Origin of the sequence: uncultured Salinicola sp. (genome assembly GCF_937921195.1) — a bacterium.
Classification (GTDB): Bacteria; Pseudomonadota; Gammaproteobacteria; order Pseudomonadales; family Halomonadaceae; genus Salinicola.
In genome coordinates, this window is the sequence record NZ_CALFQK010000099.1 from 34,076 (window position 1) to 59,351 (window position 25,276).

Consider the following 25,276-nt stretch of genomic DNA (forward strand, 5'->3'; position numbering starts at 1 on the left):
GGAAATCCGTGTCTATTCGTTCGTGAGGCAGGCCGCTCAGGCGGCCTTCTTGATGCCTCCGCCCATGTAGTCCGGGAGATTGATGATCTCTCCGGTGCCTTCGAGTCCCTGCGAGGTTCCGCCCTGCGTGATCATCCAGATCAGCTTGAGACCCTCGGTGTTCTCAGGCGGGCTGAGATATCCGTCGGTCATGATGATGCAGGCGCGATAGGGCGTCCGCATCTCCTTGATCTCCTTGAAGACGTTGCCCATGACGGTGCCGCCGCCACCCGTGATGCCGTCTTCGAGCAGCTTCGAGAAGTCGCTCTTCGACTTGATCTCGATCTTCTGCTGCACGTTGTGATCGAAGGTGACGACATCGACCGCGGCGTTCTTCATCTTGGCGATTGACCAGACCTCGGCGAAGCACTGGTTCAGCTCGCTGAGATGACTCCCGGAGACATCCAGGATCACGAGGACACGCGGACGTTCGGAAAAGATCGTCGTGCCCGGCTGATAGGGTGCCCTGCGGCGCATCGCGAGCGAGGCCCGGGTCGACGCACCGAAGCGCGTATAGCTGTCATCGAGCTTCGTCCCCAGTTCACGCGTGACGGTCTTGCGCAGGAAGTGATCCCACGGAATGACTGCTTCCGGCAGATCGTTCTCGAGTGCGAGAAGCATGTTGCCGGAGCCGATGCCCTGCATCTTGAGACCCTGGATGATCGCCTGGATCTTCCCGCGCGCCTCGTCGATCTCACCGTTCGCCTTGGCGATCAGGTCGTTGATGTTGGCGCCATTCTCCAGCAGTTCGCGGATCTCGTCGAGCGAATCGGCCAGATCCCACGCCTCCTCGGTCCGCACGATGCGTTCGATCTGTGTCTCGTCCGAAGGGACGTCGGCCTCGCAGCCGCACTGGGAGCCGTCCTCGTCCTTCTGATCCTCCTGTCCGGAGCCCGATCCGCTGCCATCCTGTTCGGTGGCCTCGTTCTCCTTGTCGGACTGGCCCGAGCCTTGTCCTTCCTGTTCGCCCGGGTCACCCTCTCCGGATCCGGAACCGCCCTGCGTCTGACCGCGCTGGCCGCTCTGGCCCTTCTGGCCCTGGCCCTGACCCTGTTGGGCCTGCTGGGCCTTGTCCGCCTCGCGCTTGCGCTGCACCGCGCTGTGGGCCCACACGAGCCAGTCGTAGACGGTCTCCATCTGGAGATTGAGACGCGCTTCCTTGTCGTAGCCCTCAGGCGGCTTCTCGCCGGTGAAGTCGATCGCCTCCTTGATGATGCCGTGAATGGTCTTCATGGTGATGCCGGGGAAGTCCTTCGGCATCGCGATCTGGTTCGTCTTGGCCATCGTCTCCTCGTTGATGGCCTCGTTGATGATGGCATCTGCCGCATAGTTCGGCAACGGCTGGATGATCACGCCCTTCTGCAGGAGGAGCAGTTTCGTCCGGGTTGGGTGACGGAAGATGCCGTGCATCATCTCGTGGAGGAATATGTAGTTGCGACCGGACTGCTCGATCTCTTCGTACTTCTTCCCGTACCATACGGTCGTGCCATCGGTGCAGGCGATCATGCCGGGGTCGTTCGCGATCTGCGCGGCGCGGTGTGCGCCTGCCTTCTTGTGCTGGAGCATGAAGGCCAGGCCGACCATGTGAGGCATCCACAGCAGGATGGCCTTCTGCTCGCGACTCACGTCGTGTTCGAACTTGCTCATGATTTTCCTTCTCTATCGCGTATTCGCGAACGATGAATTCCAAGGGGGATTCTGGACGGTGCGGAGGCCGCTGTCACCCGTCCGTTTTCCCTTCATGGAAAAAAATTCACATGGATGTCATTTTTATGTTGCGTTATGATTCGGACCATCCTAAAAACACTTCTGAGGCCACGGAAGGCCCCTTCCTCCGGGAAGAGGTTCCTTCCTCCCTTCGGGGAGGGCCCCGCCGCTCCTTCGGGAGTTGCGAGGTTCCGGCAGCGTCTCCTTCGGGAGACGCCGATCCGAGGTCTTACGGTGACATGGGAGGATTCGCTTCCCCCTGCTGTCCACCGTGTCGGCCAGGCTGGTAGCCGCCGCCGACGTTCCGGCCCGAGGGCTTGCCCCGCGGACCGCGCGCCAGGCACGGCTCACGTCGCACTCGCTGCGGCAGGTCAGGTCAACGGAAGGCCCGATGCTTCGGCATCGGGCCTTCTTCGTTTCAGGGTCCGGTGGGAATGTCTATCCTGCGCCTGACGGGTGCTCTGCCCCGATTGATCAGGAAGGTGATGGTTGAATCGGTGTTCCTGCGGCTCATGCCCCGGATGACCATCGATTCGTCCCGGTATCCGTCGATGTCCACGATCTCGTGCAGCGGTCTGCCGATGTAGACGTTCTCCTGCTTTAGGACCTCCGGCAGGCTGTCGACCTTGATCCGGATCTCGTCCCCGTCGATGGTGAGCGGATCAGTGCTGTGATTGGCGGTGATCGTGATGCCGCGTCGGACCGTGCCCGGGAGCTTCGACCATTCGAGACCGGTTTCTGCGATTGTCGTGATCGCACGTCTGATGACCTCCGTCCTCGTCCGTTCGTCTGCGTCATCGGCTATCTGCAGGTTGTCATCGATCCGATCGCACGAACCGGATATCAGGTGGATGGAGAGGGTGTCGGTCTCCACTATGTCGATGTGCCACGGGATCATGCCCTTGAACCCGGCCTTCCTGATCAACTCGGCGAGCCGTTCGCCATGAAGCTTCTTCATGTGCATGTGGATGACATGGGAATCGACATCCCGGAAGCGCTCCCATCGTGCGGGCAGGTCAAGGTCACGGGTCCAGTCCCTCAGCTGTGCCACCTGGTGATCATGGCCCGTCCTGTCCGTGCTGATGTCCAGCTTTCCATCGATTATGTCGAATATGACCGTGTGACCGGTCTCCGAGCGTTCGCATTGTCTCGGACCGATGCCGAGGAGGCCTGCGATCTCCTGGACCTCATCGGAAGTGATTGCCCGATCGGGTGCGGAGAGGATCTCCCCAAGCCTGTCGTAGATGATTGCCAACTCGTCGCGGTGTTCCGCGCGCCAGCTCTCGAGGATGGTCTCCATCATTCCTCCTCCTGGTCCCAGTCTTCATCGTCCTCGTCCTCGTCTCCGATGAACTCCATCGTGAGACGGGCGATGCGGCCATCGGGAGTCATTGTCTTCTTCAACTGGTATTCGCCGTCGCCCCATCCGGTATCCGTCACGAGGATGCGATCGCCGATCATGCCGATGCCGTCGTCATGGCACTTGCACAGCCCGTTGTAGCTGACCTTGAGATCGTCTTCGTCGATCTTCACCGGCTCCCATTCCCCGCTCGCGTTGAGCTGGTTCATGGTCTGCCCTCCCTCGGAGGGGATGGCAGCTTCGTAATGCGGGAAGTCGACACAGTATTGGAGCGTCCGGCCATCGGTCTTGTGACGGTAGACGCGGATGTTCTTGTATTCCTCTTCCTCCCATCGCGCGCAGAACTCGGCGGCATCCGCGAATACGAGCTGCGCGCTGTCGACTCCGAGCTCCTTTATGACCTCGGGTCGTCCGTCGTCCTCCTGGAAGAAGACGAGGCTGATGGAGGCGACCCTTCCTTCCTTCTCGGTGTGCTCGACGATCGCGGTATTGGGAACGCGGAGCTCGATGTAGTCCTCGTCGGGCGGATTGCCGGAGGCGATCGCGTCGATCTCGTTCCGATCGAAGTAGCAGGGGTCACCGATGAGGAGACGTCCGCTGGAGATGCACAGGATCATGAATTTTCCTCCACTTGAAATATCTTCAGACGAACATGTTAATCTGGTTGGGATCGCGCTTCGCTTCTGCGGCCGCTGCGCTGATGGCTGCATTGTTGCGTGCCATCTTGGCCTTCCCGGCCAGGCGCCTGAGCGCATCGGCGGTCCTCTCGTTCTCGTCGGTCCTGTCGGTGGTCTCGAGACCGGCCGCAGCGAGACGTGCCGCGAAGGCGGCTCCGGTGGTTGTGCTGCTCATCCTTTTTCCCTTCTCTGCCGAAGTCCTGCTTCGGTCGTCGCCTTCACTCGTTTCCCAGAGCGGTGAACCTGTCGTCTTCGCTGGCGGGCCTCAGAAGGAGGCTCTTTTCATGGGGATGGACATGGAGCCAGGCGCGCAACGGTCCGCGTGGATCCTCGTATGGCTGCTTCGTCTCGGCGTCCTGCGCAATGCCGAGATCCCTGTAGAGTCCACCCTTGCGGTGCTGATGCGTCGCTTCCGGTGCAAGGTCCTTCAGTTCTCGATGGCTCTTCCCGATCAGTTTCTCATGCGGCTTCATATCGGATTCTTCCTTCGTCCTTGAGCGATCCACGGATACCCTGACGGGCTCGCTTGACGGATCTGATTATCATGTCGTCGGTTATGCGCGGGTGCTCCACGAACTCACGGAGACGCTTGCCGACCATGGCCTCCATGGTCGCATGTGGTATCTCGACCCTCGGCAATTCGAAGGTGGCGTTGAGAAGGCGCAGGATGCGTCTCTTGTCCTTCTCCACGATGAGTTCGCCCCCGATGACGCCATCCCGGATGACCAGCTTCTCGCGTGTCCTGAGGTCCCCGTTGGTATGCGTGCGCCATTTCGTGATCTTCCTGGGGTCGCGTCCGTTGTTCTCGAGGATGGCCTTTCCCAGGCTGGTGATGATCGTTCCGCGCCCCTTTGCGAGAGCGTGTCGCTTGGCATGGAGCCTTATCTTGGTCTCGATCTCGCTCAAGGTTTCCTTGTTGGGCTGTGGCGCTTCCAGATGAGGATGGACCTCCATGGTGGCCAGGATGCAGTCGGAGAACGGCTCCAGCATGGAATCAAGGGTCTCGATCTCGATGAGGCCTTCGCGCCACGAGGGGAATCTGAAACCGTATGGAGGAAGTGGCGCATGGAGGTCGCGCATCTCCTCGATCTCACGGGTGAGGCGCTCCTTGGCGAGATCGATGGCGGCATCGGGGCTTCCGGGTATTCCTCTCTCCCGCATGATGATCCCCTCGGCCATGCGGTCGGCGGCATGACCTCCGTCCGCATGTGAGCGTGTCCTCACGGTAATGGTTATCTGTCTTCCGTCCGGTTCCCATCCCTGAAGGCAGGCGAAGACCCTGCGGATGTTTCCGTGGACCTGGACTTCACGCAGGTGGATGCGTCTTCCTTCTTCGTGCCCCGGGGCGGCTCCGGGATCATGAAGGCCGATCTCGTTGCCGTATTCGACCTTCCAGCCCCTTTCCTCGAGGCGCCTCTTCCATATCGAGAGATCGTGCTCCTGCTCTTGGATTATCGAGCCGTCCGCGAGGATGTGGAGGCTCGCCTTCGCACCCCTTTCTCCGTAGGAGAGATGGTTCCCCTCCAGGATAACCTCCTCTCCTGCCAGATGCGCTCTCCCGCGGGCCAGCGGCTGGGAGAAGTCATGTTTCCTTATGAGGCAATGGAAGTCCCTGACGAGCGTTTCCGTAACGTGGTCCGAGTGCAGGAGGGCCTTCAGGACCTCCCTCGCCGTGGCGGATGTGCCGACGAGGGAGGAGTCCATGGTCACTTTCCTTCGATGTGCTTCTGCAACTGACGGATCCGCTCCGAGTGCTGTGAGGCGGTCTCGAGATCCTGCGCCTTGGTAGCCTTGGCGGAAGCGAGTCGTCTTTCGAGTTCGGCGATATCCTCGCCGGCCTTGTCGATGCGGCTGATGACCTCACTGGCCGCCCTCTTCTCGTCCTCGACGAGCGACCGGATGCTCTGATCCGTCATGACCAGGGTCGGCTGTCCTTCCACGGCGTCGATCCGCAGGCGTCCGTCCCGGAGGGCCGCGTTCATGAGATCGTAGTCGCTCGCCATGCTGAGCGGCATGCTCAGACGCGGATAGAGATCGCCCTTCATGAGGCGATCGAGGCTCACGGTCTCGTCCGCGTTTTCGGTATCCCTTTCCGCGTCCTCTTCGGTATCCGCGATCTCCCGGGGCGTTTCCGGCTTATCCACAGCTATGGGCTCCGGACGCGGCGACGGGATTGGTGGGGGCGGTGGAGCGGGAAGCTCTTCGGCTTCCTCGACTTCGGCCTCGATTTGCGCTTCTGCCGTGATCTCGATTCCCTCTTCATGCATGTCGAGATCGTCGATGTCCTCCTGATCCTGGGCGGCGATCATCTCCGGCCCCAGCTCGAGCGTGTCCGTTCGGGGCTGCTTGTCTCCGAGCGCGAGCGCCTTTAGCTTCTGCAGCGTGCCTTCGTTTTCGTTGCTCATGATTCCATGCCTTTCTTCGTGTCAAGGGTTGGTGACTGGGTTGGTTCCGCCTGACAGGAGGCGGTATCTGTGAATGCCATGCGTCTCGTCTCTTGATGGTTCAGGACGTTTGTAGGATAATGCGGCGTTTTTCGCGCTCATGGAGTAACGCATGCCTGAACTTTCCGCCTATGAACTAGCCCATCGCATCTCCGTGGCCAAGCCGGAGCCCGAGCATGCTGCTGCCGCGAAGGCGACCTTCGTGGCCTCGGGCGGCGACGAGATGGATGCGTCGGATGACGCGGGGTCGATGAGGGGGTCCCTTGCCCTTCTCAGGCGCATTGCTCCCGAGGGGGTGACGAATTCGTCGCTCGTCTATGCTTCCTCGTTCGTCCTGGCGGGGACCGAAGCGCAGGAGCGGGAGGATCTCGGTGATGCCCTCTTGGCGAGGCACGTCCTCGCCCTGGCTTCCCACAGGGAGTCAGATGGTTCACCGTTCGACCTGAAAACGGCCGCCCAGTCCGGTGGCATTCCTGCTGATCGGGCCGAGGCCGTTCGGGATTCCGTGTTCGACGCGACCCACGTGCCGGATGAGAGTCTTGCCGCCCTGTCGGGTCATCCTCTCTTTTCCGCTCCCTCCGTGGAGGATGAGATGTTCGCATCGAAGGTGCTTTCTTCGGATCGCGCTTCTCTTTCCGAAGACCCTCTCGCAATGAAGGCGTCGATGGCGATCGAGGCACTGGACATTGATGTGTCTGGGCCCGACGCGGCAAGACTGCCGTCCGCTCTCGCAAGGCTGGCGGGAGATCGGACGGCGATGGAAGCCTCTGTCCCTGATATTGCGGTCCGGATGGCATCTGACGTCGCCGCGCAGGCGCGGGCCGAGCGTCTCGCCGGTGACCTCGGCATGGACGAGACGAGCGAGGAGGCGTTCCGCATCCACGAGGCGGCCGCCCGAGATCCGCGCATCGCCGACGACCTGTCTCACGAGGCGAAGGGACGCTTCCATGAGATGTCGCGGGGATCGATGATCGAGCTTCGTTCCGACATGGAGTCAGGGGCCAACCTTCCCGGGGACATGGGCCGCTTCATCCGGCTGTCCGCCGAGAGGATCGAAGGCATGGAAGCACCTGCTGCGGGCAGGGAGCCCGTCCCCATGCGGAACGGTCCTGCCGAACAGGGAATGGGAATCTGACATGGTCGACTTCAAGAAGCTGATGGAGACGTCTCCCGAGGAGCGCGAGGCACGCAATCGTGAATATGAGCGACGCGCGATGCAGGATGACCTGACCGCCCGCGCCGGTGCCGCCACCGAGATGAGACGGCTCGTGATGACCGATGATCCGGAGATCAGGTATGGTCGTGACGGGCTGCCTTTCGCGTTGCTGCGTTCCGAGAGGGAGGGCGCCGCCTACTCGTCCGTGACGAAGCCGGTATGGGGTGAGGACGAGCGCGGGTTCGTCGCTCGCATTGCAGGGCTCAAGGAGGGTGACGAGTTCATCGCGCATGGACACGAAGAGACACGGCGATGGAAGGATCAACGTCAGAACTGGCGATCCTCCGTCGAATTCCAGATAGACGTTCCGCTATCCCCGGATCGTCTCAGACACGAACTACCGGAAGGTGTGGAATTTCCGCAGACCGCCTATGCGAAGAAGCAGGCCGAACTCGCGCAACGTCAGAGGGGCATGTCGAACGGGTTCTGATCAGGCGTGCACGGGAAGCCGTTCTCGCCTGGAGATGCGGCTTCCCACGGGAAGGATATGCTCGAGCATGGTGACGTCGCCGTGCGCGTTCGACCATCGCAGTTCGGCGTCGAGCCCGAGTCCGTATACGTCTCTTGCGCTTTCCTCGACCGGCGGTAACTGGACGATCGGGATCTCCACGCAGTCGTTGGGGCCGATGAGATCGTAGGTCTGGAGGGTCACCTTGGATATGCCGGCGGCGATCCTGTGGGACTGTTGCCCGTTCCGTCCCGACGCGATCTCGTGGCACCGGGGCAGATAGACCCTCACGTCATGTGCCAGGGTCTGTCCGAGGTTCTCGATGACATAGAAGAGGCCACCGCTGCTCCGATCGTATTCCAGTCGAGCCTCGATTCTGGCGAGCGGTTGCGGCCCCGAATGGCCTCTTTCCCTCTGGCTCTCCTTGCGCAGGACGTGCATGAGGAAGGCGATGCCTATGATGCATACTCCGGCGGCCATTATGAGTAGTGCCTGCTGCATTGCTTCCCTCCTCAGCGATCAAGGTATTCTTCGGTATGTGCGGTCTGTTCCTGCATCTGCCGGGTGACTTCCCTTGCCTTGTCCTGATATCTCAGCGCTCCCTCGGCGGGACTGCTTCCCATACGCGGCTGCGATGAGTTCCGTGCGGGACCGGCATCCCCTCCGGAAGAAGGGGGAATGGTCAAGGAATCAGCCTCCATTGAGTCGGGAACGGATGCGGTGAGCGGATCGTCCCCTGCCGCGTCATCGTGAGCCGGAGCCTCGTTCCGGCATGCGGCGACCGCCAGCGAGAGCGCCATGATGGAGAGTGCTGCGCTTGTCCTCATTTCATCGTTCCCTGTTCGACCGCGAATGGTATCATCGCCGTCAGAGGCGTGGCAAGGTCACACCGCGTTGTCCCATGTACTTGCCGCTCCTGTCGCGGTAACTGGTCTCGCAGGGTTCGTTCCCCTGGTAGAACAGGAACTGGCATGCCCCTTCGTTCGCGTAGAGCTTCGCGGGCAGGGGCGTGGTGTTCGAGAACTCGAGCGTCACGTGGCCTTCCCATTCCGGCTCCAGCGGCGTGACGTTCACCACGATCCCGGTGCGGGCGTACGTGCTCTTGCCGAGGCAGATGACCAGGACGTCGCGGGGGATGCGGAAGTATTCCACGGTCCGCCCCAGGACGAAGGAGTTCGGAGGAATGACGACGCAGTCCGTCTGTCGATCGACGAAGCAGGAATCGTCGAAGTTCTTGGGATCGACGACAGTGCTGTCGATGTTGGTGAAGATCTTGAACTCGTCGGCGACCCGGGCGTCGTATCCGAACGAGGAGAGACCGTAGGAGATGCATCCCTCCCGGCGCTGCGCTTCCTCGAACGGTTCGATCATCCCCTCGTTGAGGGCCTTGTCGCGGATCCACCTGTCACTCAGTATCATGTCGTCAGTCCTTTCTAGAGACTCTTGATGATGTCCATTATGCTCGACCGGTCATCGGTCCAGCTGACTCTTCCTTCGGTCGGGCGCCAACGGGGATCGGCCTTCCAACCCTTTTCCTCCGCCTTCCATCCGTCGGGTCGTATCGCCATCCATACGGACCTGCTGACCCTTCCCTCTTTCTCGATATCGTTATCGAGGACCATCGCCTGGTATCCTCTCTTGCGGCCCCATGCCGCGACCGGGGAGGAGACGTCGAGGTATCTGTTCGACACATGCAGGATGAGCCAGCCGTCATCGGCCAGGCGGGCGACGTAGGAGTCGAGCGCCTCTTCCGTCATGAGATGCATGGGAATGGCATCAGAGGTGAAGGCGTCCAGTATGATGGCATCGACCTCGCCGGCACCTTGCTCTATCAGCATGCGTGCGTCCCCGATCATGATCCTGGTCGATGGCAGGCACTTCCTGATGAAGCTGAAGTCTTGCGTCGCGGCGGTCACCACCTCCGGATCGATCTCGTGGAATGTCAGTCGGGCGTCATCGGGCACGAGGCATGCGATGGTGCCTGCTCCGAGACCGGCGACCTCCATCCTCGGGGAAGGTCTCCGCGAGATGGATTCCATGGCGTCGCCGAGACCGCCTTCGGGTGTGTAGTAGGTCGTCGGCTCCTCCTGGTGATCCATCATCTGGAGGCCGTGAATGGTGGAGCCGTGCGTGAGGACCATGGCCGGTCTCCCGTCAAACTTGGTCTCCTCCACCGACATGACACCGTAATAGCTGCGTCTCAGCTCTCCCTGGATGGACCTGGCGCCTTGAGCGACGAGTCCCAGAGCCAGCATCAGCCAGAGGGTCCAGAGCGCGAAACGCGTCCTGCTCGCGGTCGAATGGATCGCGATCGCGAGACACACGAGCAGGATTCCGGCCGTCTGTCTCGCCGTGTCCACGTCCAGGACCTGGAACAGGATGGACAGCGCACCCGCCATGATGGCGATGACCGTCATGACCCGTCCGATGATGACGTTGAAGGTTCTGCCGCGCAATGCGGTCGAAGTCGTGGGATTCAGCAGATACGCGCCGACTATCAGGCATATCGGGAGTTCCCATCTCCAGTCGAAGACGAGTGGGGACACGATTCCCACGAGGACACCCGCAGCCGCGCCTCCGCAGGCGAGGGAGAGGTAGAACGAACCCAGACGCCCGGCCGGAGGCCTGTGTTGATAGGCGTCCCTCATCAGTCCGTGCGTGACGAGTCCGATCGACACTATGGCGAAGACGCCTATGACGGGATTGACGACGACGAGTGGATTGGCTGTCGAGGCTGCCAGGATCAGAAGCCCCGCCTGCGGGATCTTCAGGCTTCTCTTGAAGTCGGTCGTCTCGGCCGAGGAGAATGCCGTCATGTATCCGACCAGGAACGCCCCGAGCGGCAGGATCCATATGAGGGGCATGGCCATGATGTCCGACGATATGGCCTGGCCGGCCGACATCATGATCGCAGTGGCGAGAAATGCCGGGGTTGCCCATTCCATCCGGATACCTGTTGGCGCAGGAGCTTCCTCGACGAGGGAAGCGGATTGTCCCAGTGGTCTCCCGCGCATCACCAGATGGGCGTTGACCAGCAGCACCACGATCGCTGCGATCTCCCATGAGACGACCTGTGCACCCGTCCCGGCGAGCGGTTCGAGGATGAGGGGGTAGGCCAGAAGACCCATGAGGCTTCCGGCGTTGGACGCGGCATAGAGAGGGTAGGGATTGGCTGCTCCGGTCGTCATCGCGTAGGAACGCTGCAGAACGGGGCTTTGAGAGCCCAATAGCAGCATGGCTGGTCCTACGGTGGCCAGCATCAGGAGGGGGACTCCGATCTCGGGAATCATGCCCGTGAAGAATTCAGGCAGGGGATTCTGGATCGCATAGGCAGGGAGCAGTAGCAGTAGCGCGACGGCGCCGATCGTGACGGCCATGTTCGCGTGCCTGGGGAGGTATCTTCCTCTCCTGTCGATCATCCGGTAGGCGTAGAGGCTTCCCAGAAGAAGGAGGACCTGACCCACCAGAAGAGCCGAATTCCAGACCGAGGCCGTCCCGCCGTATGTCGGGGTCACCGCCTTTGCCATCATGGGCTGCACCAGGAACAGGAGGAACGCGCTGGCGAATGATGCCGCGGCATAGGACATGGAGAGGTGTTTTTCCTGGTTCATAGGCCGCTCTCTTCTAGGATGATCCTGCATCCTGCCCAACGGAAACGGTTTTCAGGATGAATTTCGGCTTGCATAATGCGCTTCCATGTTTCTATGATGACCTGAACGAATCACAATCGTCCTCAAGGAATCAGTCTCGTGAGCAATATCTTCCTGGTCATCATGGGTGTGCTTATTGCCGGTGCTGCGGCGATCATGACCATCTATTACGGAAACGACGCCTTCTCGAAATACAAGGAGGAGGCCGAGGCCGGCCGCCTCGTTTCCGAGGGTGCTCAGATCGAAGCGGCGGTTGAGCTCTATTACCGCAACAAGGGTCAGTTCCCGGATGAGGGCAACCCGATGCAGGAGCTGATGGACACCTCCTATCTGACCCATGCTCCGCGAGGCGCCGAATACATCACGGGTGAATGGATCGTCGATTACGACGAAGGCCATATTCGTGCGACCGTCGGTCCGTCGAGCGACGAGGATGCGATGGACATCTGCCGCACGGCCCGCCGTCAGCTGAAGATGCCCAGCCCGGAGGATGTCCTCCAGTGTGACGGTTCGGATTCCCCCGGCGGCAAGCTGTCGTCCAGGGAACCCTGCTGCATCAGGAACTGATCGGTTACTGCTCGAATCCGGGTGATGTGACCCTTCGCCACTCGCGGATGATAGTTGCAAGAGCTTCCTCGGGATCCGGTCTTTCCGGAAATGAGTGCTGTATGAGGACGCAGACCTCCTTGCCGTCGTTTCTGCTCACGAGGTGACGGTTGAGGGTGTTCAGGTAGATCGTCGATCCCCGCTCGAGCGGGATGTGGTTGAAGATGTCCTGAGTGACCTCGGTGATCAGCATCTGGTCACCTTCTCCATTGCAGACGATGTTCCAGGTGTGGCTGCTTCCACCATCCTCTGCGAGGATGTGCCGATCGTGGTGGATCGGTTGTCCTCCCATCAAGGGGACGATCCAGAGATTGCCGATCCTTACGAAATTGGCGCCCTCCCTTGTGGTGATTAGCTTGGCCAGACCGAGATTCTCTCCCCATTCCATGAGATGGTGAACGTCTTCGGTGGACTCGTCGATGATACCGTCACACTGCGATGAGGGGGCGTCCTTGTATTCGTATTCGTCGTCATTCCAGTCGGTCATGGCCTTCTTCCTTTTTTCCCTGTCTGACTGATCACAGTCACGGACTCGGTGTCGGGCACGAAAAGGGGGGCGACTTGCGCCGCCCCCTTTCATTCCTGGTGGATTACGGTTCTATTCGGCGATCTTGAGGGCCGTGGCCTTCTCGTGCCCGAGAACGGCATGCGCGCGTCCCTCCTCCACCATTACCCTGGTCTGCGGATCGAGATCCAGCTTCAGCGCCTCGTCATAGCGATCTCGCAGGTAGGCTTCACCGTCTTCGATGGAATCGAGGAGGGCCTTGTCCCCCTTGGTCGAGACGGCCTTGATGAAGGTCCACTGACGATGCATGCCTCCCAGGATGGTGGAGTCGTCCTCGGCTTCACCGCCGAGTTCCTTGACCCGGGCCTGGAGACGGTCGACGACCTTGCGGCGGTCCTCGGCCATCTGGGAGAAATAGGTGCCGTAGCGATGTTCCTCCTGGGTCTTGACGCCTTCCTGATAGCCATCGGCGCTATCGAGGGTATGCCCGATGAGTTCGTTGAGGGTCGAGATCTCTTTATCCTTGTCCATTGTCCGGATTTCCTTTCTGTTGGATGTCATCCTCACAATGAACGGAATGCGCTTTTGCTCCCCGGCTTCAGGAGACGGTTTCGATGGAAAGGACGATTTCCGGCCTCAGGATGATCCAGCTGTAGTCCGAGGAGGGGACGAATCGTGAGAATGTCCGATCCGGTGCCTCGGCGTGCTTGGTGGCCATCTCTAGATCTTCGAGAGCGACGCCTTCGTAGCGGTTCAGGTAACGGGCCATGTCCGCTCGCCAAGACGCGCGGCCCACGCGGTCCTTCGACCATGATCCCCTGTCTCTCATGGTCGTCGACCTGAATGGACTGGCGATGACGATACGGTGGAGCATGCCTCCCGGTCGCCTCATCGCCGCCTGCTCGCGTGTTCCGGCGTGCATCCCCGGGTATATGTCGGATCTGGTCAAGGGGCCCTCCGAGCTGTGCCATAGTTCCATGTTGGAGTACTCCGTCATACGTTTCCGCATTGGAAACCTGTTTGCGGCTTCTTGTGGGTTGCGGGTTATGTTCATTCCATCCTAAAAGACGCACCATACGAAAATCCGCATGCCGTGTCGGGCATGGAAATTCATAGCCTGAGGACAGCCATGAAACTCACTCGCATCTTCCCTCTCTCGCTGGTGGCGATCGCGATGGCGTTGCCGATGTCCGCCTCCGCTCAGGATGCGGAGAACATCTACATGCGTCGCCCCCTGCCGCTGCATCCGACGACGACGACGCAGGGATTCCGCTGGGAGACCACGACGACGGTTACCGATCTGAACGGCAATCCCGTCGATGAGAGCAACTACTGTGGTCCGATCCAGAGGCGCAACACTTCCATCTGCGTCGCCAATGCAACGGGGCAGCGGGTCGGCGACAGCTACTGCGGCGTGGCCGATCGTCCGCGGGCCATCGAGGAGGACTATGCGGGTTCGGCCTGCTCCTTCTCATGGATTGTCGGAGCGTGGAACGAGGGAACGGCACGATGCACGACGAGTGAGACCCAGATGCGTTCGGTCCGCTGTCAGAATCAGGACGGCGTTGCGGTGGAAGACCGCTTCTGCACGGATGCGAAGCCCACGACGTTGCGCACGGTGGCTGACTATTCGGGTTGCACCGGTAGCGATCCGGCGAGCACGCCGACGGTCCGCTGGGGCGCATGGTCCTATGACAGGACCTGTTCGGCGACCGCCACGAAGACCCGCACGGGGACCTGTCAGGTGCAGGGTCAGAACGCCCCCTCCTCGGTCTGCACGGACGCAGGGATTCCGGTATCGGAAACCATTCAGGAGGCGAACTTCAGCGGCTGCTCGCATGCGTGGCAGAGCGAGGCATGGAGCTCGTGGTCGAACACCTGCGGAGTGGGCACGCGCACCCGTTCCGTGACGTGCCTGAGGTCCGACGGGACTCAGGTGCCTGAAACGCACTGTACTGCGAACACCAAGCCCACGACATCGGAGACGACCAACGTCACTTCGGGTTGCCCGAACGATCAGTGCTACGGAACCGAGAAGATCCTGACGACCGAGAACGTCATGCAGGACTGCCAGGCCTTTGCGGCGGGCATGCCCTCCTGCCCGACCGGCACGACCCAGGGCGATCCGGGCGCAGGAACCTGCGTGTCGAGGATCACCACCTTCTCGGGTGACAACTGCGCGGTCCGTGGGTTCGAATCCTCGGCAGCCAGCTGCGATGCCGGCAGCGGGTCGGGGACCGGTTCGGGAACCAATAGCTGCCGTGACGAATGCGGAGAAGAGCGTCAGCACGGTATGAAGTGGTGCACGGCCGGTGCCAGGGATCTTTCGAGGCGCACGAGTGAATGCAAGAACGGGACGGTGACCTATGCGTCGACCATATCGGGTCTCGGATGCGATTCGGGTGGCGTCTATCGGTGCCCGTGAGATGATGTTCACGGGAATGAAACGTTAAAAAAAAAGGGGGGGTGGGAATCCACCCCCCCTTTTGCATTTTCTCACGCCACGACGGTCATTTCGTCCCATTCGACTGCGTAGGACGGTTTTCCGTCGTATTCCGTGCCTGTGACATCCTTCACGATGCAGCGCACGTTCTCCGGGTCGAATGTCTTGTTGGGGTCGCTGTCGTCATCGCCGTAGTTTCTGGGGAACTCGTAGGACACGCACCAGCCGTTCCAGAGGGCGACGGCCTCGTCCGGATTGTCGGCCACCACGAACACGTCCTGGTTTTCGCCGTCGACCTCGTGCCCGCGCACGAGGAACAGTGACTTCGTCATTTTTCCGTTCTCCTTGTAATCCTGAATTCCCGATGCCCTGTCGGGCTATGCTGCCTTCTTGGGCTTGATCCGGCTGATCTGGTCGGTGGACGGTTTCCCGTCGATGTCCGTCCGCGCGCCCTTGTATTTCGGTTGCATCAGGGCTCCGCCTTCGTAGCGCATCATGTATTCGACCTCGACCAGATCGCCTGCGGCAGGGATGGTGTGATTGGCCGGGATCGTGACGTTGCCGAGATCCTCTATGCTCCCGTCGGCAGCATAGAGGCCCAGTCCGACCGAACGCTGATCGTTGATGCGGATCACCTCGAAGGTTGCGGATTCCTGGAACTTGAACTTGAGGTGGTCGAGGCTGCGCCCACCAGTGTATGCAGTGCTGATGCGCTTCGCCACGATGCCTTCGCCGCCTTCTGCTTCGACCTTCGCGAGGAGTTTGCGCTTCTCCTCGGAGCCGACGGCGAGAGGCACGATGCGCGTCCAGTCGCTTGTTCCGACGAGATAGGTTGCCGCCTTGTGGCGGACGACGAGATCGCTGGCCTTGTCTGTCATCTCGGATTCGACGAGATCGAAGACGGCGAAATGGTCGCCCATGTCTTCGCCGGCGAAGACCATGCGCTCGTCTCCGGGGATCATGAATTCACCGGTCCATTCCTGACGCAGAGAGCACAGGAGGCCACGGCGATTGACGCCACGGATGCCTTCTGCGTCGACGATGATGATGCGGTTTTCGCCATCCATTTTTTCGGAGAATGCCCAGCTGTCGTCTTCGATGAGGGCTTCGAGCTGGTCACGGTCGATGGGGCTCGGAAGCATCGGGGAGAGGCCGCTGTCGCGTTCCTCGAGATCGGTGCCGACATACCGCGCGCCGCTCTCGGCCTCGGTGTACCCCTTGGCCGTCTTCGACTTGACGAGGCTGTCGTAGACCTTCTGCGCCTTCTCGAAAGGGACCGGGGCATTGGTCTTGGTGCCGGTCTTGAGAGCGCTGCCGCGGCGCCCGTAGGCGAAGTTCACGAGGAAGCCGCCATTCGTCTCCTCGATCGACGCCTGGTATTCCTTGTCGCTCGACCCTTCGGTGCAGTAGAGCGTGATGTTCTTTACGATGGTCATGCGATTGTCCTTCTTGCTGGATGGATTGGTGGCGTCAGGCAGCCTGGGATACGGACCGGATGGACGTGCTGGACAGGAGTTCGTCCGGCCCGTATGGAATGACTTCCGAAGGCGCTTCCGGTGCGAGGTCCAGGGCCTTCATGATCTGTCGTCCGACTGCCTGCCCGAGACGGCTCGGGACGCTGTTGCCCAACTGGCGATACGCTGCGATCTTGCTCGTGCTGAGCCGCACCCAGTCCGGCAGGCTATGCAGGCGGCATCCCTCGCGAACGGTGATGACTCTCGTCCCCTTGGTGTGTATCGGGACGACTGCGGTGAAGGAGCCGTGCTCCGCATTGCTGCCTGCCCGCAATGTCAGACTCTGACCATCGGGATCGAGACGATGACGACGGCTCACGGGCTCGTTCTTCCCCGGCGCCGTGGCGAGAAACCTCTCGATGGACTTGTCCTCGTGGCGGGTCCTCTGCGAGCAGGTCAGGACACCCGGATTCCAGTCACGCCTGTAGGAGAGGTCATCCGCATCGTTCTCGAGTCCGCGCATCAGCCGGCCGTAGTGACCGGTCGGGATCGTGGCGCCGATCTCGACCCAGTCGCGATCCCACAATTCAGGGTAGTCGTCGCAATCGGGCAGGCCGTCGAACGCGTCAGAGACGGTCGGAGTGGTTTTCGAGAACATGTCGCCGTCAACGCCATGCGTCGGCAATGGATAGGAGGGAGCCGGCATGTCCCCTCTATGTATGAGGAGGAACACCCTTTCTCGCCGTTGCGGGACGCCGAAGTCGATGGCTCTCAGAACCTGTGGGTCGACCATGGCATAGCCGGCGCGATGGAGCCTCTCTCTGATCGAGTCGATTATGCCCTCGTTCTGCTTCTGGAGGAGGGTGGGGACCTGTTCCATGACCAGATACTTCGCTTCAAGCCTGACGCCGTGATCGATGAAGCTCTCCATGAGCCTATTGCGTTTGTCGTCTCCGCGCTTTTTCCCGATCGCCGATATCCCTTGGCAGGGCGGCCCTCCGACGATCGCGTCGATGGGGCGCCCCATCGTGAGTGCATCGACGTCTGTTCCCCCGGGAAGCGCTCTGCGAATGGCCTCGCTCTGATCCTCGTGGAGATCGATGCAGAGCGATTTCCCATAGCTGAAGTTATGATGGTGCACGGCCGCATTGACGGGCTCCACGTCTGCCGCGACCTGGACATCGAAGCCGGCCTGCTCCATTCCCAGGGATAGCCCGCCGAACCCGGCGAACGTATCGACGAGGACGCCGCGTCTCTTGATGCTCATCTTGTTCGTGCTCCTTCGTGAGGAGGCGGCCTGCCGCCATCCAATTCGCCGTATCGTTCTTATCCCGTCAGATTGCGGCGTCTCTGCCAGGGCTCCAGATTGTCCTGGCCCGTCTCGCGGTAGTCGAAGCGTGGATCGTATTCCTGCATGTCCTTCATCTCGGCGAGTATCTTGCGGATGACCGGACGGTTTGCCATTCCGTATCCGGGATCCGTGGCGCATTCGCGTGTGATGTCGGGGCGTCCGCCCCGTGTGACCAGCTTGGCTGTGAGTCGGGCCATGCCTTTTCCTTTCTGCTTCTTTCTAACAGTTCAGGATCTTGGCCGAAGGGAGATTCGTGACGTTTCCGATGCCCAGATCGTTCCTGTCCCTGACGATGAAGGCGGTTTCGTATCGGAAGGTCCGTCTCCCGAAGTAGGCGTCGGTGACGAGGGGTTCGTGTTCGTAGACGACCTCCGCGACCATCAGGGCCACTCCCGGGGGAGGACGCATGTCTGCATCACCCTTGAGACCTTGGAGGGAGGAATCGTTCTTCCCCTTGCCCTGGCTTCCGTAGGATGATCCTCCGTCGGCCTGCCCGATGCATCGTTGCCAGCGTATCCAGTCCCCCTTGTCGGAAGGATTCCTCTGGAAGGATGAGATCACCAGTCGTCCGCGCTCCTCCAACTTGAGGTCCTTGCCGTTGAGTCGCGCCGCGGTCATGATCTCGTGGATGTCGGTCTCGTCGATGACTCCCCTCACGCGTGCGGCGTTGTCCGCGGTGGTCGCGGCGATTTTCTGTATGCGCTGACGGGTTATCGCCTCCCAGGCCAGCTCCATCCCGCCCATTACGGCGAAGAGGAAGATGGGCAGCGTGATCGCGAACTCGATCAGGGCCACGCCGGACTGGCATTCTCGCATTCTTCTGATCATGTGCTCACCCCTCGCATGTGACCGGATTGCCGGCCGCAGCGGATACGCAGCAGGTCTGCGGCTGCTGGTCGTTGTTCCCGGCGAACGGCTCGTTCCTGACAGTGGTCTGCGCGGAGACGGTCATCTTCTTCTCGCCCGTGATGACGTTCGTGACGAGCGGGAAGTAGGCGTCGTATGTGACCACGACACGGTAGTCGATGATGTCGTCCGCTCCGCCGATCCCTGTCTGCGAGGGATCGGCGTCCCAGGTCTGATTCCCGTTGGTGTCGATGAAGCAGTATGGTGCGGATGTGGCGTTGCTGAGACGTTTCTCGGGCTGCCTCACCTGGCTGAATTCGTCGTAGAACACCTTGTCGATGTCGACCTCGGCACTGGACGAGAATTTCAGCTCCTTCTCGACATATGCGTCGATCAGCTCCCCCTTCTCGCCGATACGCGTGGTATCCCCTGTGACGGACATCCGTGCCGCATCCCTGAGGACTCCCTCTGCCCGGGCCTTGTAGTACATCTTAAGTCCGAATTCGAGCGACCCCATGATCAGCATGAACAGGGGGATGGCCAGGATGGCGAATTCGACTGCGGCTATGCCGCGATCATCGCGTATGAATTTCCTCATGGTCTTTGCTCTCATCTATGCTCGATTGATCAGCGCGACAGGCGCAGGGCGCCGATATTGCGACCGATCTCGGCGAATCGCTCGATCAGGTCGGACGAGTCGTCCACGGTGTAGGCCTGGTCGGAGTTGCTGGCGCACTTGGTCAGCGAATCCACATTTCCGGTTCCGAAGGCGATCGTCCACACGCTGATGTTCTTGGACTTGACGGCGTTGCATGCCATCATGAAGCGCTTCGTATGACGAGCGTTGTTGTCGTTGTTGCTGATGCCGCCGACCCTCCTGTCGAAGGCCTCGATACCGTATCCGGAATAGGCGGCCGAGTGGTTCGCGGTGCTGTTCAGGCAGTAACCGAAGAAGACCCGGGCGCATGAATCCACAGGAGCGCTCATCTCGCCATCGGTCATGTAGATGATGTGTCGATTGACCGGGCGACCGTTGTAGGTCGAGGGATTTCCGGATCCGAATACCCCGCCGCCGGAGATCAGCCTGGCTCCCCAGATCATTCCGATGTCGTGATAGGTGGATCCTTGCGGCTGCAGACCCTGGACTATGCTCTCGATGTCACCGCTATCGAGTTCGTCGAGGAGTGTGACCTCGCTCGGACAGCTCGTGTTCGGATCGCCGTTGAGGGGATCGAAGACGTATGGCTGCCATTGCGTGTTCTCGTCCCATCCGGGAATCGCGTCTATGTCGAGATCGAGCGCTCCCTCTGGGGGCGCGTTGCGAGAATCGTTTGCCGTGATCGTTGCGACGGTACCCCGCTCTTCGATGCAGCCCTTCCACCGGACATTGGAATTGTTGCTATGACCGTTCCTCGTGCCGAAGGTGCCGGTTCCGACGTATCCTTCCAGATTGTAGGTGCGCTGTCCGAACTTCCAGTTGTCGCGGTTGTTCGCCCGGTCATTGTACCAGTGGTAGTATTTCGCATCTCTGCTGCGGACGTTCATCGATCCCGCAGCGATGAGCTGCCTGCCTACATTGACCGTGCTGGAATAGGGAACGACTCCGATGCGTAGACGCAGGTTCTGGGATCGCAGCTGAGTCTGCGCGGGCTCGAGTTCGTCGTAGAGCCCCCTGACCGCATCTTTGAGCGCCTCGATCTTTCTCTGTCCGCCGAGTGTTTCGTTCATCGAGCCGGTGGTGTCCAGGACGAGCACGATGTCGACGTTGTCGAGATTCTGGGTGGCCTCGCCGAGTGCACTTATGTCGAACTTCTCGATGCCCACGAGGGCGAGGAGGGTCGTCCTGATGGAAGTGTCCGCCTTTACCCTGACGACGCCGGTGTCGGGCTTGGTGATGGTCAGCTTGAGCTTTTCCGTGCCGTATGTCTGATCGGGGTAGTTGAATCGCATGAAGGCCTCGACGTGAGGTCGGGCCGTCGCGATGTCGTCGCGGCTCATGCCCCGTCGTCCCGCGAGCGCCGCGCTGTCGACGGCCTCCTGCAGCTTGGCCTTCGCCAGGCTCGCCCGTGCGTAGTCGAGGCCGCCCCCTATGGTGACCAGGACAGGCACCAGGGCGGCCGCCATCATCGGGAGGACGTTGCCCTTCTCACAGCGCTTCAGGCGCGCGAGGAAGCTCCTGACTTTGATCTTCATCTCTTTTCCGTTCTCGATAATTCCATTCCTCATCCGTCTTCTTCGACCCGATTTCTCGTTCTCACCTCATGATGTTGGTGATCGCCCGTGCATCGGGCCGCTGGACGGGAATCGTATGCGCCGCGCCGGAGACCATCGGATGTTCGACGCTCTCTCTATCCCAGTCCCTGTTCTCGAAATCCCTAACGATATCATTGATCGACCGTGCCTCCGTCGCCGCCTCCGTGGTCATGACGACGTCCTCGAGAGTGTGGAAAGGGTGATCGACCTCGTCGTCCCAATCCCAGGTGGGCAGCCGCGCCATGCCGACGGACTCAGGGACGAAGAAGGCATGATCGTCCTCGTTCATGCATGCACGCCGCAGTCGCCGGACAAGATCTTCGTCGGCCTCGCCGGTCAGAATGACATGTCCCGCCGCCTTGTAGTTGGCTCCGTCGCGATAGGCGTATTCGATACGTGTGTTCATTCGTTCTCTCCTTCGGTTTCGGTGGCCGACCGCTCATGCGGCCTTGGCGGGAATACTCATCTGGTCCTGGTAGCGGACGTATCGTCCTCCCTGATCCATCTGGGAGTGTGCTGCGTCGAACATCTCGAGCCATTCTCCGATGCATGGCCTGTGTTCGACCGGCTCGTCGCCGATGCCCGAGCACCATCTGTCGAGCATGGGGACGGCCTGTTGCTGGATCTGCGTCACCACTTCCTGTGACAGGGATCCGGTCGTCACGATGTGCTCCGTCATGGAACCGGGCCTGGGAGTGGCGCCGTTCCGACCCTTGATGGGCTTTCTCCACAGGCCGTCGCAGTTCCTCAGTCGCGGTGCGGCACGGGCTTCGAGAAGAACCAGTCGCGCATGTTCCGACGTCGGGAATGACTCGAGTTCGAAGGGCTGGGTGGCGATGCATCCGGTGCAGCTGGACTTGGGAGGGACATCGAGACCGGCATTGCGTATGACCTGCTCGCAGGCCTCGCGATCCATCTTCCATTCCCTGAGAGGATACCTCATCTCGAACATGGGGTCGTCGTATCCCTCGCGGTCGGCATACCGGACCGAATCGCGGGGCCCAGCGTCGAAGCCGACGCACTGGATTATGCGTGTTCCCTCGCGTATGGCCTGCTGTCCCGTCTCCCATGAACGATACCAGTTCTTCTGGGGCGTCAGTTTCGCCCACGCGGCACAGGTATGGTAACCGAGAGCGACGCCGGGCAGGACAGAGTATGCCAGGCACTTCTCGTAGAGTCCGTCGAACATGGGCACGCCGGGCTTGATTCGCTTGGGGTAGTTCTGCACCCGTGCATTGGGTATCCCCTGCTGGTCCATCCACTGCGTGAAGTATTCGACGTATCTGTCCGTGAGGGCATTCTCCCATTTCGTCAGGGCGTGGAGGACGATGTCTATGGGCTCTCCCCGCCGATGCATCTCGATGATCATGGCGGTCGAATCGACACCGGCACCCCATGCCACCGCGACGGGTGGGCGTTTCAGGGGCTCCCTGAACAGGTCTTGCTGCGACATCTGCTTCTCCTGGGATTGTCGGATGATGCGTGCCGTTCATTGGGAACGCAGGTCGTTCATCCTATAAGGCTGACTTAAGATTCAGGTCTCAAGACGGCCTGAGTTGGATTTACAATTATGGATGTGCCTGAATGAATATGCTGCGCTTGTTTCTGATGATCCTGATGCTCGCAGCTGTTCAGGGTAAGGCACATGCGCAATCGCGCGGCGTGGAGCCGTCCCTGGCGTTCGAGACGCTGAGCCCCAAGGCAGGGTCGATCGTCAGGATCGCGTTGGTCATGGATGCGAAGCCGGGCTGGCACGCATACTGGACCAATCCCGGAGAGGTTGGCGCACCGCCGCGAATCGAATGGAAGGTGCCGGGAGACTTCATCTTCTCGGACCTCCGCCATCCGGCCCCGAAGATTCTCGATGTGCAGGGGATCGCATCCTTCGTTCACGAGGGCAGCTTCGCGCTGTTGACGACGATGAGGGTTCCGAGCGGCCTGACGGCCGGAGAGCCCATTCCACTGACTGCCAAGGTGAGCTGGCTGGCCTGCTCGAGCACCCAGTGCGTTCCGGAGTCGAGGACACTTGAGAAGGTGCTCGTCGTAGGCGAGGGGGAGACCGACTACCCGGGTCTTTCCCGGATCAGGCAGGCCGAGGCGCGGATTCCGGACAGGACGGTCAACGGCACCTTCACCTATGAGGATGGTCGATTCATCCTGAGCATTCCTCGCGTCTCAGGAAGATCGCCGACTGTTTTCCCGTCGGAGCAGGGATGGCTGGAGTCCTCCGGAACACCGGGCGTCAGGTCGGAGGGAGGCAGCAGCTTCATATCGCTCGCTGCATCTCCGAAGATGAAGAGGACGGCATTCTCGGGTGTCATCCGGGATGGATCGTCGGCCTACAAGGTGTCGGCCAGATGGGTGGAGCCTCCGTCCGAGACGATCGAGTCCCCTCCTTCCGTCGCTCCTTCGGCACCGTCAGAGACCGAAGTCGATGTCGCTTCGATAGAGGAAGAGGCCTCTCCCTCTCCGGATACGGATACGGATGCCGAGGAGCCTCGGGAGGGCCGGGGAAGCGCCTATGGGATGCTTCCCGTTCTTTCGGGTTCCTCCTCCACTGCGACGTCGCTCTGGAGTGTCCTTCTGGCCGCATTCCTGGGAGGGCTTCTTCTCAATCTCATGCCCTGCGTTTTTCCGATCCTCTCCCTGAAGGCACTCTCACTTGCGAAGTCCTCGTCGGGTGAGAAGACCGCAAGAACGGAAGGCATCGGCTATACGATCGGCACCATGGGGACGATCATGGCCATGGGAGCCTTCGTCATCATGGCTCGCGATCTTGGTGCGTCCGCCGGATGGTCCTTCCAACTGCAGTCGCCTGTCTTCGTCCTTGCCATGCTGGCTCTGGTGTCCCTGATCACGCTGAATCTGGCAGGTGGCTTCGAACTCGCCCAGTTCGGCCGGACATCTGGTATTGTCGCCCCCGGATTTCGTGGCTCCGTCGGGACCGGGGCGATGGCGGCCCTCATAGCGTCACCCTGTGCCGGTCCTTTCATGGCGGGAGCGCTGGGCGCGGCTCTCGTGCTCCCCACGATGTCGGCGATGTCCGTTTTCGCCGGCCTCGGACTGGGAATGGCATTCCCGTTCCTCATGATAGCGCTCGCGCCACCTCTGAGGCGCAGGCTGCCGAAGCCGGGCAGGTGGATGGTCGGTCTGCGGCGTATCCTGGCCGTGCCGATGGGAATGACGGCGATGTGGCTGGCCTGGATCCTCTGGAAGCAGGAGAACGTGACGGGTCTGGTCATGGCGACTCTCATGGTCGTCATGCTCTATTTCGGCGCTCGTATGATCGGCCGCAACCAGAAGTCGGGCAGGAGCGCACGTGCTCCTGCCGCGTTGATGGCCATCCTGTCCGTCGTGTTGATCGCTGCATTTCCGATGATGCCCTCGCAGGGAGCGGAAATGCAGTCACCGGAGTCCGGTGACCTTGTCTTCTCCGAGTCGCTCCTGGAGAGAACCTTGTCCGAAGGAACGCCGGTCCTGCTCGATTTCACCGCCGACTGGTGCCTCACCTGCAAGGTGAACGAGAAGGTGGCTCTCGAGAGGGACGAAGTCCGTGCGGCGCTGGATGATGCGGGCATTGTGGTGATGACCGGTGACTGGACGGACGGTGATCCCGCAATCACGGCGTTCCTAGAGAAGAACGGGCGGAATGCGATACCGTTCTACGTCCTCTACGACGGCAGGGGAGGTGCCAGGATACTTCCTCAGGTCCTGACGCCGTCCCTGCTCATCGAAGAGGCCGATCGGGTGGCATCTAGTCCTCGATGATCTCGGCGTTGTCCCGCGAGATGACACCGACCAGACGAACGTCCTCCTCGGCCTCGGTCTCACCCTGCTCGGCGAGTCTGATGGCCTCCTCCTTGGTGGCGGCGCTCACGGTGTAGATCCGGCGATGATGCTGGACCTCGTCGATCGTGAGGCGCCAGGTCTTCGTGTCGAGTCCCAGACGTTCGCGTGCCTCTTCCCGCCCGAGCATGGCATAGGCCGCAGCGACGCGCCGGTCGGTCGTGGAGTTGGAGACGTTGTTCGTGGTCCAGCGTTCCGCCGTCTCGATGGCGTCCTCCGCCTCGTCGTCACCGACGGTGTTGGCGGCCTTCGCCCCCAGGTGGCTCTTGATATCGCCGATGATGTCGTCGAGCGTGTCCGAACGGTCACCGTCTTCGTCATCGATCATGTCTGCGGCTTCGCGGATCTCCTCCCCATGGATGTTGAGATGATCGGAGATGGACCGGTCGAAGTCGGCGATGGGTTCTTGAGTCTTGTCGTTCATGTCGTTG

Annotated in this window: 28 protein-coding genes; 5 read left to right on the forward strand and 23 right to left on the reverse strand. The window is 60.9% G+C overall.

Going from position 1 to position 25,276, the window contains the following annotated elements; all coding sequences use genetic code 11:
* Window positions 1-36: 36 nt before the first annotated feature.
* From Q0602_RS09630 to Q0602_RS09660, 7 genes are all read right to left on the reverse strand, one after another.
* Entirely contained in the window at window positions 37-1,686 is a 1,650-nt protein-coding gene (locus tag Q0602_RS09630; protein WP_298842150.1) for a VWA-like domain-containing protein, read from the reverse strand.
* A 478-nt stretch (window positions 1,687-2,164) separates the two neighbouring features.
* Window positions 2,165-3,049 (reverse strand): hypothetical protein, encoded by an 885-nt coding sequence (locus Q0602_RS09635; protein WP_298842155.1) that lies wholly within the window; start codon window positions 3,047-3,049, stop codon window positions 2,165-2,167.
* Window positions 3,046-3,723: a hypothetical protein gene (locus Q0602_RS09640; protein ID WP_298842158.1), complete on the reverse strand. Its 678-nt coding sequence runs from the start codon at window positions 3,721-3,723 to the stop codon at window positions 3,046-3,048. The genes Q0602_RS09635 and Q0602_RS09640 overlap by 4 nt, the downstream gene beginning before the upstream one ends.
* Window positions 3,724-3,748: 25 nt before the next feature.
* On the reverse strand, window positions 3,749-3,958 hold the full coding sequence (locus Q0602_RS09645; protein ID WP_298842161.1) for a hypothetical protein: 210 nt from the start codon (window positions 3,956-3,958) through the stop codon (window positions 3,749-3,751).
* Between the two features lie 43 nt (window positions 3,959-4,001).
* Window positions 4,002-4,256: a hypothetical protein gene (locus Q0602_RS09650; protein ID WP_298842164.1), complete on the reverse strand. Its 255-nt coding sequence runs from the start codon at window positions 4,254-4,256 to the stop codon at window positions 4,002-4,004.
* A complete protein-coding gene (locus Q0602_RS09655; protein WP_298842167.1) occupies window positions 4,243-5,487 on the reverse strand; it encodes a hypothetical protein in 1,245 nt (414 codons plus the stop codon). The genes Q0602_RS09650 and Q0602_RS09655 overlap by 14 nt, the downstream gene beginning before the upstream one ends.
* A 2-nt stretch (window positions 5,488-5,489) precedes the next feature.
* Window positions 5,490-6,188: a hypothetical protein gene (locus Q0602_RS09660; protein ID WP_298842170.1), complete on the reverse strand. Its 699-nt coding sequence runs from the start codon at window positions 6,186-6,188 to the stop codon at window positions 5,490-5,492.
* Between the two features lie 151 nt (window positions 6,189-6,339).
* Between Q0602_RS09660 and Q0602_RS09665 the strand changes: the two genes are divergently transcribed.
* Both Q0602_RS09665 and Q0602_RS09670 read left to right on the forward strand, forming a co-directional pair.
* Window positions 6,340-7,362: a hypothetical protein gene (locus Q0602_RS09665; RefSeq protein ID WP_298842173.1), complete on the forward strand. Its 1,023-nt coding sequence runs from the start codon at window positions 6,340-6,342 to the stop codon at window positions 7,360-7,362.
* A gap of 1 nt (window position 7,363) precedes the next feature.
* The gene (locus tag Q0602_RS09670; protein WP_298842176.1) at window positions 7,364-7,873 is read left to right on the forward strand and encodes a hypothetical protein; all 510 of its coding nucleotides are present in this window, start codon (window positions 7,364-7,366) and stop codon (window positions 7,871-7,873) included.
* On the opposite strand, the gene Q0602_RS09675 is transcribed toward Q0602_RS09670, so the two are convergent.
* The 3 genes from Q0602_RS09675 to Q0602_RS09685 all read right to left on the reverse strand — a co-directional run bounded on the left by Q0602_RS09675 (window position 7,874) and on the right by Q0602_RS09685 (window position 11,502).
* Entirely contained in the window at window positions 7,874-8,392 is a 519-nt protein-coding gene (locus tag Q0602_RS09675; protein WP_298842179.1) for a hypothetical protein, read from the reverse strand.
* Window positions 8,393-8,758: 366 nt separating this feature from the next.
* Entirely contained in the window at window positions 8,759-9,310 is a 552-nt protein-coding gene (dcd, locus tag Q0602_RS09680; protein ID WP_298842182.1) for a dCTP deaminase, read from the reverse strand.
* A 14-nt stretch (window positions 9,311-9,324) separates the two neighbouring features.
* Window positions 9,325-11,502 (reverse strand): fused MFS/spermidine synthase, encoded by a 2,178-nt coding sequence (locus Q0602_RS09685; RefSeq protein WP_298842185.1) that lies wholly within the window; start codon window positions 11,500-11,502, stop codon window positions 9,325-9,327.
* Window positions 11,503-11,640: 138 nt separating this feature from the next.
* On the opposite strand from Q0602_RS09685, the gene Q0602_RS09690 reads away from it, so the two are divergent.
* Window positions 11,641-12,108, forward strand: a complete 468-nt coding sequence (locus tag Q0602_RS09690) for a hypothetical protein (RefSeq protein WP_298842188.1) — start codon at window positions 11,641-11,643, stop codon at window positions 12,106-12,108.
* A gap of 4 nt (window positions 12,109-12,112) precedes the next feature.
* On the opposite strand, the gene Q0602_RS09695 is transcribed toward Q0602_RS09690, so the two are convergent.
* The 3 genes from Q0602_RS09695 to Q0602_RS09705 form a co-directional block, all read right to left on the reverse strand.
* Window positions 12,113-12,634 (reverse strand): hypothetical protein, encoded by a 522-nt coding sequence (locus tag Q0602_RS09695; RefSeq protein WP_298842191.1) that lies wholly within the window; start codon window positions 12,632-12,634, stop codon window positions 12,113-12,115.
* 111 nt (window positions 12,635-12,745) lie between these two features.
* Complete coding sequence (locus Q0602_RS09700) at window positions 12,746-13,183, reverse strand: PA2169 family four-helix-bundle protein (protein ID WP_298842195.1); 438 nt, start codon at window positions 13,181-13,183, stop codon at window positions 12,746-12,748.
* A gap of 67 nt (window positions 13,184-13,250) precedes the next feature.
* The gene (locus Q0602_RS09705; RefSeq protein WP_298842198.1) at window positions 13,251-13,421 is read right to left on the reverse strand and encodes a hypothetical protein; all 171 of its coding nucleotides are present in this window, start codon (window positions 13,419-13,421) and stop codon (window positions 13,251-13,253) included.
* Between the two features lie 360 nt (window positions 13,422-13,781).
* Between Q0602_RS09705 and Q0602_RS09710 the strand changes: the two genes are divergently transcribed.
* On the forward strand, window positions 13,782-15,077 hold the full coding sequence (locus Q0602_RS09710; RefSeq protein WP_298842201.1) for a thrombospondin type-1 domain-containing protein: 1,296 nt from the start codon (window positions 13,782-13,784) through the stop codon (window positions 15,075-15,077).
* Window positions 15,078-15,148: 71 nt separating this feature from the next.
* Here Q0602_RS09710 and Q0602_RS09715 read toward each other — a convergent pair whose 3' ends face one another.
* From Q0602_RS09715 to Q0602_RS09755, 9 genes are all read right to left on the reverse strand, one after another.
* A complete protein-coding gene (locus tag Q0602_RS09715; protein WP_298842204.1) occupies window positions 15,149-15,427 on the reverse strand; it encodes a hypothetical protein in 279 nt (92 codons plus the stop codon).
* 45 nt (window positions 15,428-15,472) lie between these two features.
* The gene (locus tag Q0602_RS09720) at window positions 15,473-16,531 is read right to left on the reverse strand and encodes an RNA ligase family protein (protein WP_298842206.1); all 1,059 of its coding nucleotides are present in this window, start codon (window positions 16,529-16,531) and stop codon (window positions 15,473-15,475) included.
* A 34-nt stretch (window positions 16,532-16,565) separates the two neighbouring features.
* Window positions 16,566-17,816: a DNA cytosine methyltransferase gene (locus Q0602_RS09725; protein WP_298842209.1), complete on the reverse strand. Its 1,251-nt coding sequence runs from the start codon at window positions 17,814-17,816 to the stop codon at window positions 16,566-16,568.
* A 59-nt stretch (window positions 17,817-17,875) separates the two neighbouring features.
* On the reverse strand, window positions 17,876-18,097 hold the full coding sequence (locus Q0602_RS09730) for a hypothetical protein (protein ID WP_298842214.1): 222 nt from the start codon (window positions 18,095-18,097) through the stop codon (window positions 17,876-17,878).
* A gap of 22 nt (window positions 18,098-18,119) precedes the next feature.
* Entirely contained in the window at window positions 18,120-18,728 is a 609-nt protein-coding gene (locus Q0602_RS09735; RefSeq protein WP_298842217.1) for a TadE/TadG family type IV pilus assembly protein, read from the reverse strand.
* A 4-nt stretch (window positions 18,729-18,732) separates the two neighbouring features.
* Window positions 18,733-19,344 carry a TadE/TadG family type IV pilus assembly protein gene (locus Q0602_RS09740; RefSeq protein WP_298842220.1) on the reverse strand — a complete coding sequence of 204 codons (612 nt, stop codon included), beginning with the start codon at window positions 19,342-19,344 and terminating at the stop codon, window positions 18,733-18,735.
* 29 nt (window positions 19,345-19,373) lie between these two features.
* Window positions 19,374-20,939, reverse strand: coding sequence for a TadE/TadG family protein (locus tag Q0602_RS09745; RefSeq protein ID WP_298842223.1), 1,566 nt, complete (start codon window positions 20,937-20,939; stop codon window positions 19,374-19,376).
* 61 nt (window positions 20,940-21,000) lie between these two features.
* Entirely contained in the window at window positions 21,001-21,405 is a 405-nt protein-coding gene (locus Q0602_RS09750; RefSeq protein WP_298842225.1) for a hypothetical protein, read from the reverse strand.
* A 33-nt stretch (window positions 21,406-21,438) separates the two neighbouring features.
* Complete coding sequence (locus tag Q0602_RS09755; protein ID WP_298842228.1) at window positions 21,439-22,452, reverse strand: hypothetical protein; 1,014 nt, start codon at window positions 22,450-22,452, stop codon at window positions 21,439-21,441.
* A gap of 155 nt (window positions 22,453-22,607) precedes the next feature.
* On the opposite strand from Q0602_RS09755, the gene Q0602_RS09760 reads away from it, so the two are divergent.
* Window positions 22,608-24,767: a thioredoxin family protein gene (locus Q0602_RS09760; protein ID WP_298842475.1), complete on the forward strand. Its 2,160-nt coding sequence runs from the start codon at window positions 22,608-22,610 to the stop codon at window positions 24,765-24,767.
* Here Q0602_RS09760 and Q0602_RS09765 read toward each other — a convergent pair.
* Entirely contained in the window at window positions 24,754-25,269 is a 516-nt protein-coding gene (locus tag Q0602_RS09765; RefSeq protein ID WP_298842231.1) for a hypothetical protein, read from the reverse strand. The two genes, Q0602_RS09760 and Q0602_RS09765, sit on opposite strands and share 14 nt — an antisense overlap.
* Window positions 25,270-25,276 lie beyond the last annotated feature (7 nt).

What these genes read in the sequence shown, in the direction of transcription:
- Q0602_RS09670 (WP_298842176.1), top strand. Translation starts at nt 7,364, where the DNA reads ATGGTCGACTTCAAGAAGCTGATGGAGACGTCTCCCGAGGAGCGCGAG.
- Q0602_RS09700 (WP_298842195.1), bottom strand. Translation starts at nt 13,183, where the DNA reads ATGGACAAGGATAAAGAGATCTCGACCCTCAACGAACTCATCGGGCAT.
- Q0602_RS09725 (WP_298842209.1), bottom strand. Translation starts at nt 17,816, where the DNA reads ATGAGCATCAAGAGACGCGGCGTCCTCGTCGATACGTTCGCCGGGTTC.
- dcd (WP_298842182.1), bottom strand. Translation starts at nt 9,310, where the DNA reads ATGATACTGAGTGACAGGTGGATCCGCGACAAGGCCCTCAACGAGGGG.
- Q0602_RS09660 (WP_298842170.1), bottom strand. Translation starts at nt 6,188, where the DNA reads ATGAGCAACGAAAACGAAGGCACGCTGCAGAAGCTAAAGGCGCTCGCG.
- Q0602_RS09735 (WP_298842217.1), bottom strand. Translation starts at nt 18,728, where the DNA reads ATGATCAGAAGAATGCGAGAATGCCAGTCCGGCGTGGCCCTGATCGAG.
- Q0602_RS09720 (WP_298842206.1), bottom strand. Translation starts at nt 16,531, where the DNA reads ATGACCATCGTAAAGAACATCACGCTCTACTGCACCGAAGGGTCGAGC.
- Q0602_RS09765 (WP_298842231.1), bottom strand. Translation starts at nt 25,269, where the DNA reads ATGAACGACAAGACTCAAGAACCCATCGCCGACTTCGACCGGTCCATC.
- Q0602_RS09630 (WP_298842150.1), bottom strand. Translation starts at nt 1,686, where the DNA reads ATGAGCAAGTTCGAACACGACGTGAGTCGCGAGCAGAAGGCCATCCTG.
- Q0602_RS09755 (WP_298842228.1), bottom strand. Translation starts at nt 22,452, where the DNA reads ATGTCGCAGCAAGACCTGTTCAGGGAGCCCCTGAAACGCCCACCCGTC.
- Q0602_RS09675 (WP_298842179.1), bottom strand. Translation starts at nt 8,392, where the DNA reads ATGCAGCAGGCACTACTCATAATGGCCGCCGGAGTATGCATCATAGGC.
- Q0602_RS09705 (WP_298842198.1), bottom strand. Translation starts at nt 13,421, where the DNA reads ATGGCCCGTTACCTGAACCGCTACGAAGGCGTCGCTCTCGAAGATCTA.
- Q0602_RS09665 (WP_298842173.1), top strand. Translation starts at nt 6,340, where the DNA reads ATGCCTGAACTTTCCGCCTATGAACTAGCCCATCGCATCTCCGTGGCC.
- Q0602_RS09695 (WP_298842191.1), bottom strand. Translation starts at nt 12,634, where the DNA reads ATGACCGACTGGAATGACGACGAATACGAATACAAGGACGCCCCCTCA.
- Q0602_RS09685 (WP_298842185.1), bottom strand. Translation starts at nt 11,502, where the DNA reads ATGAACCAGGAAAAACACCTCTCCATGTCCTATGCCGCGGCATCATTC.
- Q0602_RS09745 (WP_298842223.1), bottom strand. Translation starts at nt 20,939, where the DNA reads ATGAAGATCAAAGTCAGGAGCTTCCTCGCGCGCCTGAAGCGCTGTGAG.
- Q0602_RS09640 (WP_298842158.1), bottom strand. Translation starts at nt 3,723, where the DNA reads ATGATCCTGTGCATCTCCAGCGGACGTCTCCTCATCGGTGACCCCTGC.
- Q0602_RS09715 (WP_298842204.1), bottom strand. Translation starts at nt 15,427, where the DNA reads ATGACGAAGTCACTGTTCCTCGTGCGCGGGCACGAGGTCGACGGCGAA.
- Q0602_RS09760 (WP_298842475.1), top strand. Translation starts at nt 22,608, where the DNA reads ATGATCCTGATGCTCGCAGCTGTTCAGGGTAAGGCACATGCGCAATCG.
- Q0602_RS09635 (WP_298842155.1), bottom strand. Translation starts at nt 3,049, where the DNA reads ATGATGGAGACCATCCTCGAGAGCTGGCGCGCGGAACACCGCGACGAG.
- Q0602_RS09645 (WP_298842161.1), bottom strand. Translation starts at nt 3,958, where the DNA reads ATGAGCAGCACAACCACCGGAGCCGCCTTCGCGGCACGTCTCGCTGCG.
- Q0602_RS09655 (WP_298842167.1), bottom strand. Translation starts at nt 5,487, where the DNA reads ATGGACTCCTCCCTCGTCGGCACATCCGCCACGGCGAGGGAGGTCCTG.
- Q0602_RS09710 (WP_298842201.1), top strand. Translation starts at nt 13,782, where the DNA reads ATGAAACTCACTCGCATCTTCCCTCTCTCGCTGGTGGCGATCGCGATG.
- Q0602_RS09730 (WP_298842214.1), bottom strand. Translation starts at nt 18,097, where the DNA reads ATGGCCCGACTCACAGCCAAGCTGGTCACACGGGGCGGACGCCCCGAC.
- Q0602_RS09740 (WP_298842220.1), bottom strand. Translation starts at nt 19,344, where the DNA reads ATGAGGAAATTCATACGCGATGATCGCGGCATAGCCGCAGTCGAATTC.
- Q0602_RS09750 (WP_298842225.1), bottom strand. Translation starts at nt 21,405, where the DNA reads ATGAACACACGTATCGAATACGCCTATCGCGACGGAGCCAACTACAAG.
- Q0602_RS09650 (WP_298842164.1), bottom strand. Translation starts at nt 4,256, where the DNA reads ATGAAGCCGCATGAGAAACTGATCGGGAAGAGCCATCGAGAACTGAAG.